This is a genomic window from Xenorhabdus eapokensis (genome assembly GCF_001908105.1).
This window is the reverse complement of sequence record NZ_MKGQ01000049.1, coordinates 2,635-15,230: the sequence shown is the minus strand read 5'-3', so window position 1 is coordinate 15,230 and position 12,596 is coordinate 2,635. Positions and strand designations below refer to the sequence as shown.

The 12,596-nt window shown below is 42.7% G+C and carries 11 protein-coding genes; 1 reads left to right on the top strand and 10 read right to left on the bottom strand.

Translation table 11 applies throughout. The annotated features are described in order from the left end of the window. Positions 1–81: 81 nt before the first annotated feature. The 10 genes from Xedl_RS41305 to Xedl_RS41260 all read right to left on the bottom strand — a co-directional run bounded on the left by Xedl_RS41305 (position 82) and on the right by Xedl_RS41260 (position 12,129). Positions 82–885, bottom strand: coding sequence for an asparagine synthetase B family protein (locus tag Xedl_RS41305; protein ID WP_074024957.1), 804 nt, complete (start codon positions 883–885; stop codon positions 82–84). Then, positions 885–2,363: an ANL family adenylate-forming protein gene (locus Xedl_RS41300; protein WP_074024956.1), complete on the bottom strand. Its 1,479-nt coding sequence runs from the start codon at positions 2,361–2,363 to the stop codon at positions 885–887. Before Xedl_RS41300 ends, Xedl_RS41305 begins: the two co-directional genes overlap by 1 nt. An 8-nt stretch (positions 2,364–2,371) precedes the next feature. Further along, on the bottom strand, positions 2,372–3,118 hold the full coding sequence (locus Xedl_RS41295; protein ID WP_074019580.1) for a class I SAM-dependent methyltransferase: 747 nt from the start codon (positions 3,116–3,118) through the stop codon (positions 2,372–2,374). Then, positions 3,115–4,491 (bottom strand): 2-isopropylmalate synthase, encoded by a 1,377-nt coding sequence (locus tag Xedl_RS41290; RefSeq protein ID WP_074024955.1) that lies wholly within the window; start codon positions 4,489–4,491, stop codon positions 3,115–3,117. The genes Xedl_RS41295 and Xedl_RS41290 overlap by 4 nt, the downstream gene beginning before the upstream one ends. After that, positions 4,488–4,712 (bottom strand): hypothetical protein, encoded by a 225-nt coding sequence (locus Xedl_RS41285; RefSeq protein WP_074019578.1) that lies wholly within the window; start codon positions 4,710–4,712, stop codon positions 4,488–4,490. Before Xedl_RS41285 ends, Xedl_RS41290 begins: the two co-directional genes overlap by 4 nt. 7 nt (positions 4,713–4,719) lie before the next feature. Beyond that, complete coding sequence (locus Xedl_RS41280) at positions 4,720–5,361, bottom strand: phytanoyl-CoA dioxygenase family protein (RefSeq protein ID WP_208605079.1); 642 nt, start codon at positions 5,359–5,361, stop codon at positions 4,720–4,722. Further along, a complete protein-coding gene (locus Xedl_RS41275) occupies positions 5,358–5,966 on the bottom strand; it encodes a thioesterase domain-containing protein (RefSeq protein ID WP_074024954.1) in 609 nt (202 codons plus the stop codon). The genes Xedl_RS41280 and Xedl_RS41275 overlap by 4 nt, the downstream gene beginning before the upstream one ends. Next, the gene (locus tag Xedl_RS41270) at positions 5,966–7,240 is read right to left on the bottom strand and encodes a hypothetical protein (protein WP_074024953.1); all 1,275 of its coding nucleotides are present in this window, start codon (positions 7,238–7,240) and stop codon (positions 5,966–5,968) included. The genes Xedl_RS41275 and Xedl_RS41270 overlap by 1 nt, the downstream gene beginning before the upstream one ends. Next, the gene (locus Xedl_RS41265; protein WP_074024952.1) at positions 7,237–9,024 is read right to left on the bottom strand and encodes a non-ribosomal peptide synthetase; all 1,788 of its coding nucleotides are present in this window, start codon (positions 9,022–9,024) and stop codon (positions 7,237–7,239) included. Before Xedl_RS41265 ends, Xedl_RS41270 begins: the two co-directional genes overlap by 4 nt. Before the next feature lie 666 nt (positions 9,025–9,690). Continuing rightward, complete coding sequence (locus Xedl_RS41260) at positions 9,691–12,129, bottom strand: DUF5906 domain-containing protein (RefSeq protein WP_083600380.1); 2,439 nt, start codon at positions 12,127–12,129, stop codon at positions 9,691–9,693. A 133-nt stretch (positions 12,130–12,262) separates the two neighbouring features. Between Xedl_RS41260 and Xedl_RS41255 the strand changes: the two genes are divergently transcribed. Further along, positions 12,263–12,436, top strand: a complete 174-nt coding sequence (locus tag Xedl_RS41255; protein ID WP_167366726.1) for a hypothetical protein — start codon at positions 12,263–12,265, stop codon at positions 12,434–12,436. Positions 12,437–12,596: the final 160 nt, after the last annotated feature.

The following is a 12,596-nucleotide window of genomic DNA, read 5'->3' as shown; positions in this document are numbered from 1 at the left end:
AGGTTTTTCTCATTCCAGCAGGTCACTTATATAGGCACTTATCTTATTTGGGCGGACAGAATACAGGAAAAACAATTACGTTCAAAAAAGATTCCGAATAGGCTCTAAGGCAAGAGTGAATTTAGCTATATCAGGCTTCATCCAGGTATTAAGCAGAGTTGAGTCGATTCCCCCACTGAGTAACAGTGCTGATGGACGAAATGTCGATTTACAACGGTTGATAGCTTCACCTAGTGTTTCTTCAATTGAATGCGATGATGGTTCAGTTTGAGGAAAAAAATGCTGGCGTTGAATCAACCGTGCTTGCCCTTCACCAAGCCTAAATCTTAACTGCTCTCCAGGGGCTACAAGGCGTATACCGGAAAATAAACTTTCGCCTTCTAAAGTACCCCCTGTTGCCACAACCTGAGCTATCGCGGCGATATTTGGTATACACTCACCTAACAAAGTCAGTATCGGCGTAAGCTCGGATGAAAATATCAACCGTCCACGATCTGCTTGATAAAAATAGTAGAGGGGTTTGATTCCGTAACTATCACGTTGTAGTGTCAATGAAGCACTATGCGGTTGCCATAATGCTATCGCAAACATTCCATCTGGTAGTATTCCTTTTTCTATTCCCTCACAGAGCAAGCGAACTTCATCCACAATTCCCACATTTGGGGAGTAAACTTCACCATTATATGCGGCATAAGTTTCTCCATATTTCACTGGTATCGGTAGTGAGGCTGCACTAGACATTGGCAGGCGTGTCATTCCTAATGCACCTGCAGGTAAGTCAACAAACCCGTTATCATAAGGACCCCGATGATGAAGATTCTGAAGTGCTTGACGAAAACGAGCACCATCAAACCTTGGTCCAATATCACCCAAAATGCCGCACATTATGATACTCCCTGGGTAATAAGTTCGGTAATAGCGCGTCGGTCGTGTTTACCGGCACCATTTAGTGGAAGCTTTTTATTGAGGCAGAAAACAGAACGCGGGGCACGGGATATGCCTAAATGCTGTTGTAACCAAGTTAACAGAACACTTTCTTGCCCAAGTTCTACTTGGATAACTGCAATATAATCTTCACCATAAATATCACAGGGTACTTTCAGACAACACACATCTATCACATCACTACGGGTATTCAACAATTGTTCACACTCGTTAAGGTGGAACAGGTTTCCCCCTTTATTTATTGTCCCATCCACACGACCCAATACATAAAATCCACCTTGATCATCGAAATAGGCAATATCTTGGGTATCCAGCCAGCCATCATGTACCACTTGTGCCGTTAGCTCGGGCTGATTTACATATCCTGAAAACAGACTTGGTGTTTTCACCCATAATCGCCCGCGAGAACCAGGTTGGGTAATTTCATGACCCTGTTCATCAGTCAAACGTAGTGTCAGGCCGATAGCAGAACCTACCGTATTATCAAATTTATTTCTATTTAGACGACCAAATAAAAAGGCAAAACCACACTCACTCAGTCCATAAATGTTGGCTAACGGAGCAAAATTGCGCTGAAATTCCTCCTGTAAACCGGCATCCAAGCGGGCTGAACCAGACACACACAATAAGCGGGATAATGGAAAAGGAACCGTGAGCGGAACCCCTTCCTTAACCATAAAATTGACAATAGGTGGAACCATATAGAGAAAGCTGATATTGAATTGTTCTACTAACTGCCAAAATTTTATGCAGTCAGACCAGCAATGTTGCGGAAGTAATACTACACTGCCACCATACAGTAGAGGAAACAGGAAGTTGATACCAAGTATTCCTAATCCACTGACTCGATAAAAACAGCCAGCACGAGTATGTTCACCTATCTTTAGGCTGCGCTGACCAATGGCATAGGCGTTCACCATAGCTCGCTGACTGAGAACGATACCTTTAGGTTTACCTGTAGTTCCTGAGGTAAAAATAATCATTCTGCTATTTGCGGCTGCGTGCTCATCAAACATCTCAACAGAATCGGATGAAAAGTCAGGAATAAATTGCAATGTGGCAAACTCATCCTGAATAGGGACAGCACTTACCAATATCTGTAGCACCATCTCATCAATAATTGCCTGTTTTGCTGTAATACCCCATTCAGGATCGATTAGGACCAAATCTTTTCCTGAACGGATAACGCCATAAATCATACACAGGCAGTTATAGCTGTTGTCCAGTATCACACCAATGCCTTTGCCAGGTAAACCCGCAAACTGCCAAGCCAAAGCATCGACAAGCATATTGGTTTCTTTCCATCGATATTCAATAGCTGATTCGGGTTTTAAGGCATCAATCAACAGAGATTGCTGTGGCGAACTAAGGGCTTTCTTACGGAGTGTAGTATCCAGCGTGATGGGCAGATATTCCATCTGTCCTCCTAGCGGTTTACCGCAGTAAAAGCATGAATATCAAAGTTAACAGCAATCGAATTGGCACCACCAATTGTCATGACATTTTCCATAAATTCATGAGCGTAAGCCTCCCCACCTTCCAGCTCAATATAGCGAGTCACGTAGCTAGTAGATAAAAAAAACAATGCTAATTCTTCTGCAGAAAGGAAAATAATATTGGCAAACACCTCACGTTGTGCGTTATACAGGTGCGGACAATCACGCATCAGTTCGAGCGTATCATCATATTGTGTCAGACGAGAATCTCGGTACTTTGCCCAGCGCGAGATCAATTCTTTTTCAATATAATCGCGCAATGGCCCATAAACCATTGGAAAATCATATTTATAGGCGCAAAAAAGCCCTCCGGATTTTAACCACTTTTGTAAATTCATTAACACTACTTGACGATCCATCCAGTAAAATGAGGTTGCACTGGTTATCAGGTCATAATTGCGTGGCGGGGAGAAAGTTTCTGCTGGAGATACGCTAAACGTTATATCAGGATAGCTATGGCACGCTCGCTCAATAAGAGCATCACCAAGATCACACCCTTGAACATAAGCAAAATACTCTTTCAAACGAATGGTAGAAACGCCATTGCCGCAGCCAATATCCAATGCAGCTTCATTTGAAGGTGCTCGGACAGAGAGTGAACGATATAACTCATCGGGGTAGGTGATTTTGCCCCTTACGATATCATAAGATTCTGCATTTTTATTAAATTGTTTCACTGTGTTATCTCCAATAAACTTTCATGGTAATCGCCTTTATGGACAAAGTTAATATAGGTGCCACAACCGCGAATAAAACGATAGGAGTGAGCCACACCCGCAGGGATGAAAACACTGGCTGGGCTATGTATATGACGAATATCGCCCCCAAGATCGACTTCCACCTCTAGGCCGATATAGTCTTGACCATCTCCTAAGAACAAGAATACGGAGTCACAATTATGAGTGTGGCTATCAACATGACCTGTCTCTGCAGACTCATCAGCGCCTATCATCGAAAATTGGCGGGCAATAAAATAGTAGGGAGACCCATCTACCAATCGTTTATCCAACATCACAAAGCGTTTTCCTGGGCCGTGGCGGTGATACTTCAGTTCTGTTGAAGATTTTTCCAACGGAACCAGAAAAAGCTCTTGTTCTTGTAAGGGAGTAAAATGATCCAGAGAGATGTATCCCTTGATGAGTTTTGGATCAAAAATGCTGTAAGCAGCACTGTCTTTTTGCATAGCAAGTTGGTGTAAGCGGGCAACATGCACAAACGCATTTTTACCTACAATCGGTTGCATTGGAGACATTGGTATTCTGCTATACGCTTCTACCAATTCAGAGAGCGCCAAAATTCGGGAAATATCAAAACGATTTTGTTCAAAACGTGTAGCAAACAGCGTAATCAATTGGAAAGTATCAGTGATACCTGCACGTTCACCTATACCATTACAACTCGTAGAGATCCATTCAACTCCCGCTTCAATCGCTTTTAACGTGTTAGCTAGCGCTAGTCCTCTGTCGTTATGAACATGATATTCAAGAACAATGTCAGGAAACTCATAGCGTAATAGCGATAACACATCAAAAGTTTCATCGGGTAGTAGAATACCTACACTATCAGCGAAACAAATACGATTAGCACCTGCTTCACGAGCAGCTATAATCATACTGACCAAGTCAGGGACTGCAGTTCGCCCTGCATCCTCAATGGTTGCCCTGACTAACAGTCCTTGTTCACGGGTATATCGGATAGAAGAACCAAACATGGTTAGCAATTCTTCGCGGCTCTTACCTTTAAACTTCGTTGCCATTGAAATTTCATTAATAGAGGCGAACAATCCAACCCAGTGAGCGCCAGTTTGTAACACAGCATCGATATCTTCCAAGCGAGCTCTGGCGTGAGCTAACACTGGCACAGGTGAGGTTGCTACCACAGCTTGCACACGTTCTGCTTCTTTCGACGAAATAAAAGGATGTCCACATTCAATCGTATCTACCCCTAATGCCGCTATTTCTCGGGAAAGTAGTACCGACTGTTCAGTAGTAAAGCAACACTGGCGGGTTTGCATGCCTTCTCTCAAAGTGCAATCAATAATACGTATCATGTAGGGTGCTCCATACTTCTGACTAAGGTTTCAAAACAAGGAGCAGCCTGAAAATCCATAATTTTTGGTGCATGATTAAATTGTCGAGCAAAGCGTGCCAAAAAAGTCACCATTTTCATTGAATGATTTAATAATTCTTTGAGGGATTCATCAATATTGGTTTCTGAAATCTCTCTATCAGGGAAAATAATTTTTAGATTATCAATTACCCATACTTTCATATTTGCCTCACATTAGTCTTTGATATTCGTTCTCTTCAACAAACACTATTGGCATGCCTATACGCAATTGACCGCTGATATTCATGTAACTGCCATGCGGGGTTTTTGCAGGCCATACCGAGATATCTCCTGCTTGAAGTGATACATCCTTTAGTTTTTCCTGAGAAATTTGGTTTTTTTCGAGGTCGATGCACTTAAACATGGGATAATTTAGATTGAACTCGTGCGGATAAACCACATCAGTATCGGGCAGATAAAACATACCTCCGTTCTCTTTAAATGCCGGAGTCAAAGCTACCCAGAACGTCCAAGCGGTATTAAAGGGTTTTTCCCACAATGCAATGTCCTGATGTAGAGGAATAAACGATTCATCAGCATGACGTTTAATAAAGGCTGCATGACGTAACAAACGAGGGTTATCGAGGTACTGACTTACAATTTTCGTCAGCCCGGAATCATAACGCCATGCCTGCCAGAATTGTGGGTCATGATTAGAGATGTTGCGGATTTTTTTTGCATAACGCAGTTTATCATCACCAATATCGAACTCTGGCTCTAGCCCTGCAGACGGAAAATCGGATTGTGCAAGAATCCAATCCAGCGCCAGTTTTTGAAAATCGGGTAAAATTGCCTGCTTATGAAATATCATGAAAAGGTAACCTCTTGAATTAGTTTGATAAGGTAAGAAATCACGCTACTCTCTTTCATTACCTCGTGATGACGTACTGAGGCGTCGAATTGATGGACATGCTGGATCAACAAATGCCAGTCAGTGTTTACGTTGATATTATTTCGAGTGCAACGTATCCACCATGCTTGTTGCAAGGCTGGTTTTGGTTGCCATTGGCTGAATAGGCTAATGTTATTTAGAATAACAGGTAACTTTATTTCATTAAGCTCCTGCATCAAGGAAAGCCAGTCTTGTATATCTGTTGTTAGCCAGCGCTGATACTGTTCGTCGACAGGCATTTCACGTAACGAAAATGAAGGCAAATGGCTGTCCACCATAACTAAGCGGGCAGTAGGGAAATTGCGTTGGCAGAGTTCGTATCCCAGAGCACCACCGAACGAATAGCCAATGATCCAAGTCGGCTTATATTTCAGTCCATCAGCGATAAGAGCAGCCAGTTCAGAAAGATCTTCTTTCATAGCTAATGTGTGATAATTAATACTTTCCACCTGTTCAGGTAGATGGGAAAGCAGGGTCTGAAAACAACTGGGATGTCCAACGAAATCAGGAAGCAAAAGTATCATCAAGTCAGCTCCTCTACCAAGGCGCTGTGTAAAGCGTTGCTAAATGTTTCTCCCCAGCGGGTTGTCAGCTTAACGTGCCAGAATCCTGGTTCTCCATGAGTGACGGTTATGGTGATAGGTTTTCTACTACGAAATTCAGGATGATGCTGAAACCCTTCCATTACTATTGATGTATCTATGAAATTGAGCATCACAATAGCATCACGATAATTGAGTTCACACAGAGAAGTAATTTCCTCCTGAGGCAACTGTGCGTGCTCTAGCCACGACAAACGGAGCTGGTCAAACTCCGTGACTTCATAGCGAGCATCCAGCAGTATCGGTAATAGATTGACATAACATCCACTGCCCGTATTTCGCCCTATACGGCGCAAAGTAACCGGGGTTACTGCTAACTGAGGACCATTAATATTCAGCTTAGCCAATGTCCGTGATAGGGCCAGAATCATACGGGCAAGCATTTGTGGTTCATCGTGCAATGTGAAGCTCATCAATGAGCTATCGGGTAACAATTCCCATGTCGGAGGCATGGCCAGTATGCTGAAAAGCACTTTTTGATTACACCAGAAAGTTTGTAGCCGTTCTCGGTGTACTGTGATTTGTTGTTCTAAGACCCAAATTTGTTGAATAAAATCCAGATCCGGCTTTGGCCATGTAGCGGTCTTTAACCAAACATGTACCCGGGAAAGCAATGTCTGAACAAAGTCAGCATCCGCAATCAAGTGATGCAGCCATATTCCCCACCGCATGTCCTTACCACAACGTGCATATACGACCCGCAGCATTCCTCTTTTAAACACAGAGTGAGAGTGCTGTAATTGTTCGCGAATAAAATCCTGAGCATCTGCATACTGCACAGATTCCTGATATTCAGGTTCGGCATTATATGGTGAGGTAAAAAGACGTAATTCGAGTCCACTATCCCCCCACTCCACCGCACTATTGAGAAGTGGAAAAGTTCTATATAGACCTTCGATCAAGTTTTTTAGTTTGGAAGGTTCTGGAGGAACAGAGTCTGGTGCCAGGTAGAACAATCCGAATTGTGAACAGTCTCCGGAAATAATCTCACTCAGTACCATTGCATTAAGCCAGCAAGGAAGTGGCAAAATGCAGGAACTATCACTATAAGAGGTAAGCAGCTGTTCTTTTTCTTGCTGTAGCCAGGAACGTTCCTCTTGATCTAACTGTTGCCACTGACCATAAATAACCAGCCGATTACCAAATGGTAAGCAATAAATTTGCCGCTGAGATAACTTCTCAAAGATTTCATTCATAGTACCAGAACCCCCTCAGGAATAGGATTCTGTAATGTATTGACATCAATTCCCTTGCGGGTTAGCAGGGAAGCGAAATCAGCAAGAGTCGCATGCTGATAAAGTTCCTGAAGGGAAAGTGCCACATCAGAATAGTATTGATAACAAGTAGCCAGTAAGCGCAAAGCATGTAATGAATTACCGCCTGATTCAAAAAAATTGTATGCTGGAGAGGTAACTGGATAGCCCAGCAATTCTGACCACCAGATGGCACAGGCTGCTTCTTGCTGGCTCATTTCCATAGTTGATGATTGGGATTGTAATGCTTGCCATTGCGAAAAAAGCGCTCGACGATCCACTTTTCCATGCTGAGTCAAAGGTAGTAAACGGACACAAAACCAAGAGGACGGACGTTCCCAAGAAGGAAATTTCAGCATAGCTTGACGAGCTGGACGATCATCTTCTGCTTGTAGTACGGCTATCAGCTGTTTACTACCATGATATTGCTGCACCAATAATGAACAATCTTCTACTCCCGGAATATTGCGCAGTCTATTTTCTATTTCATTTAAATTAATACGGTAGCCATTAATTTTTATTTGACTGTCCGCTCGACCAATAAAATGTAGATTTCCCTCTTCGTCATAATATGCAAGATCGCCTGTACGATAAGCTCGTTGGGATATTCCCTGCCAAGTAATAGTAACAAAGGCTTGTGCTGTACGTTCTGGATCACCGAAATATCCCAATGCTACTCCCTCCCCAATAGCGTATATTTCACCACTGAGACCAGGTGCAGTTATATGTTCACCTTGCAAATCGCAAAGTAATACCTGCGTACCGTTGATTGCCTGTCCGATAGGAATATCATGCCCCGTTAAATCCTTAGCCCGAATTATGTGGCAACAAGTAAACGTAGTGTTCTCAGTTGGACCATAGCCATTTACAAAATTGATTTTTGGGTGAGCATTAAAGGCTTTACGTACATGAGAAACTGATAAAATATCTCCACCAGTTAGTACAGTATGTAATCCATGTAGACATTGAATATCAGTATCAACGAGAGCATTAAAAAGGGCTGTAGTCAGCCACAAAGTATTGACACCATAATAATGAATAGCTTTTTGTAGAGCCTGTGGGGTCAGTATTTTTTCTTGATGGACGATACAAGTACCGCCATTGAGCAATGCTCCCCAGATTTCCAGAGTAGCTGCATCGAAAGATAAAGGGGAATGAAATAGAAATATTGGACGAGAATCAAAGTCGAGAAATTTTTGTTGGCGACAAAGACGGATAATACCCGCGTGAGCACAAACAATTGCTTTTGGTTCACCCGTACTACCGGATGAAAAATTAACATAAGCCGCATGATGAATTGGTATATCGGGGAAAGTACTTGGAACAAAGCAACTATCGCTCTTAATTCTTAAAGAAAACAATGTAATACCGTTAGGTATATTTGCAGGGTAATTACCTGTGGAATAGAGCATTATATGGCAATTTAGTCGACTAAGTTGCTGTTCAAGCCAAGTTTTTGGTTGATTTAAATCAACATAGACATAGTAATTTCCGGAAAGTACGATTGCCAATAAAGCAACAATAGTTCTGACATTATGAGGACCTGCGACAGCAATACACTTCCCTTTACCTTGCTGGGTATTCGCCAAATGCACGCAGAGCTGGCTTGCCGCAGCATATAACTGCGAATAGCTTAAGGATTCTGTTTCGTCAATAACAGCCTGTGAGTCCCCATAAAGATCAACAATATGGGATATTATAAAATTTATTGATTTATAGTTATCCATTTTCCCAGTAACAATATAGTTCAATCTTTTTAGCCCGGAAAAAATCTTAATAAAAACTAAATAGACAATCCATATAATAAAAGCAGATTAATTAAACAAATTTTAAATAAATGTTATCATTTTTGTTAAAAATATGTTATTAAAGTGATTTTTATACGTACATAAAGAATGCTATTAGCTGCATAAATTTGAAACTGCCATAGCACAAAACTAATGGTCAGTCAAAAAGAGTTTTTCACTTAATCGGGAAATAACCATTTTGACCTATAACGTCACTGACGCGCTGCGCTTGTCTTCTCCGAGTTACCGGGCTAATACATTAACCCGATAACTCGGAGAACTGAAAAACACCTGCCAGAAAAAATTCTTATTTAACCCACCCTATTAAAGAATTAGTGATAAAACTGTTCACCTATTCACTTTTAAATATTTTTGTTTAAATTCATAATTTTAAATGGTATTAACCTGAAATCAAACTCATCATTACTCTTCAACTAACCCTTCACCTCAAACTTGAAAAAATGGTGAACAGGGTTGAATACTTGCGAACAGTTTAAAAATAACTATCAATCCTATAATAGATTGATATATCTGGTTTAAATTACAAAGTGAATAATGGTGAATACTTTTTTATATTTCTTTGAAAAATGTCTGTATAAGAAAAAATTATTCTTCTGGCTGGTCATTCCTTGTCAGTTTTGGCATCCATTCATTAGCTGTGTCGACATTGAGGTTCATATTGCTGCGAATACCGTATTTGCTTTTCTTGCGCAGGTAATGCAGTCCATACTCTGCCAGTGCGCCCGGCATATCCATGCCAAAACGCGTTACGGAAACAGGTTTATTCAGGTTATTGCCTTTCATATAAGCAAGGTAGGCGTGATAAAGGTATTTGCGAGGATTGAATGGCATAATTTCCGCATTGCCGATTAACAGACCATCAGCTTCATGGGATGCAATCAGATGGCCGCAAAAATCGACCAATGGATCTGTGCCGCGTTTGATCTCCAGCGCTTCTTCTGATTTTTGTTGCTCTGCCAGTAAACACCTTGCGGCTTGTGGATCAGCGAACCGATACAGCAGATGTCGGATAATCACAGGCAATTCCGCCGCAATTTTATCCCGCAGGAGTGGATCGCGTTCATTTTCTGGCACAACTTCGGAAAAGTTGAAAATTACCCGACGCCGCGACACGCCACCACTGCGATCACTGAAACTCATGGCGTTATTGTTCACTGCCAGTACGACAGCAGGAATACGGGTTGAATAGGGTTGTTTGTGCTTCGGGTCAATGGCAACTTCATCACCGCCTGTAATGGCCTTAATGCCGGAGCCATCACCTACATAGCGAGTCTGGTCTGGCAGGATAATCAACGAATACCCGACAATCAACGCCCGTTCCCGTGGGTTTTCCAGTGCAGCCATACTGGCGGAAACGGTGTTGCCTTTGCCTGCCAGCATAGCGCAGATTTCAGCAAAGATGCTTTTTCCACTGCCTCCAGCGCCGGTGACCTCCAGAAAAAGCTGCCAGTCATAACGGTTCGCCAGTACCATAAACAGTGCCGCCAATACACGATTAAACTTGCTTTCACAGTTGGCTGTTGCCCGATTCAGCCAGTGCCAGAACTGTGGCGCATGGTTTTTCAGGGTTTCCCCCGAAGTGGGGGAATTGAATTCAACATCATTAGCAAGTAGCAGCCAGTCACTTTTACGATGCGACCGGAACTGGCAGGTTTTCAGGTCAAACACACCATTATTGAACCCGATTAAGTGGCGCTTTGGTGGTTGCATCATGGGAAGTTGTAATTTCAGAGCATCCACGGCAGAGCTAATACCATGTGGTGAGTACGGCAGCTTTTCTTCCATAAAGGCCGCCACCATTTCCCGTTTTAAATCACGGTCACTGACCGGACGCCAGACAATACCATCATAGTGATGAACGCTTTCCGAAGCGCCATCCAGTGCCAAATTGCCGTCATAACGTGCCAGTAACACTTCCCCGCGCTGACTGGCTCCCATCTGGCATAATGTCAGTTTTGAAGGCTTGGCATCATTGGGCTGAGGAGTTGCTTTTTTCTTGGTTGATATCGGTTGATAAAGTCCCTGAGAAAAGGCATGTTTTGCTATTTCCACACCGTATTGCTGGCGATAATCGTCCCAATCAGCTTTATGCTCTGTAGGTGGCAATGTGATCCAACCATTAACCACAAGGGCAGCTTGTTCCGCTGAGATCTTTCCAACATTCTTTTTGGGCTTACCGTTCTTATCCAGTTCGTCGGGACTGTGCCAGTCATTATCGGCGGCGAAAATAATTTTTGTATCCAACCAGTGCTCCCGAACTGCTTGAGCGACAGATAGCAAATTACCTGCATCCAGTGCCGCCAGAACAGTACCTTTATAAAGTTGATTAACTGTGAGCGCAGTAGCATAACCTTCAGTAATGATTACTGTGTCGGAGTGCTCTTCCAGATCTGATACAGCAATAAATGCACCTTTCTTCTGGCTACCAGAGAGTAATTTTTTCTCGCCATTAGGCTTAATGATCTGTGCGCCTGTTACTTTTTTATCCAATGTTGTCAGTGTCAACACTATCGAATTATCGGACAGCAGCCGCTGACCAGGGCAGTGCAGCCCTTTTGCGGTCAGATAGGGAGATTGTCCGGCGACAGTTTGCGCCATCAGTGCCGTCACTCTTTCAGCAATCGATTGTGTTGTTTGAATGCTTTCCCTATTTGGCTTGGGTTCTGGCAAAGGTAATGCCAGCGTATCCGCAATAACTTTTGCTGCTTCAAGAATCGAGATCCCTTTGGTTTTTGCCACTAAATCCAGCCCATCACCATAGTTTGGGGCGTCACATTGGCGACAATGCCAGTTGCCATGATGATGGTCGTCAATAAAGTGAAAACGGTCAGTACCACCGCAGACAGGGCAAGCACCATGTTTCCCCTTTGCGGGAATGTCGATGCCGCATGCAGGCAACAGATTTTCCCAATGGTACATAGCAGATCTTTTCACGGTCTGAATCAGATCGGGCTGTTTTTGTCCGTCTGTTTTATCTGAAGATGTAAATTTAGGGTGAGTTTGGTTATGCTGTGTATCAGCCATTATCGTTCTCTCTCAACGGTTATTGGTCAGACGCCCTGTATGTGTTGCGAGCACTATGGGGCGTTGTTTTATTTGGTTACTAAAATTAAAATGGTCATTACCATGTAATTTAAAATATCCTTGGGTAATTACCATGTCAACACAAAAAGAAAAGCGTTCTCCCCAATACCAAATGAGATTGACGGAAGAATTCAGGCAACAACTTGAAGAACAGGCAAAAACCGATGGTGATGCTTCCCTTGCTACATGGATCAAGCGCGTACTTCGTAAAGAACTCCAATCACGTGGTATTGAACCCAAGGGTTGAACCAGCCGACAATTAATTAGAAGGATAGCTCCCATGCCGCTATCCTTTTGCTGTTTAAATAACCCGAATTCTGCTTAAGCCATCATTGGAACAGCGTCTTCTGAATAGAAAACTTCCAGTGATGGTTTTTTCAATTTAAGGCAGTAAGCGATCAGTCCAC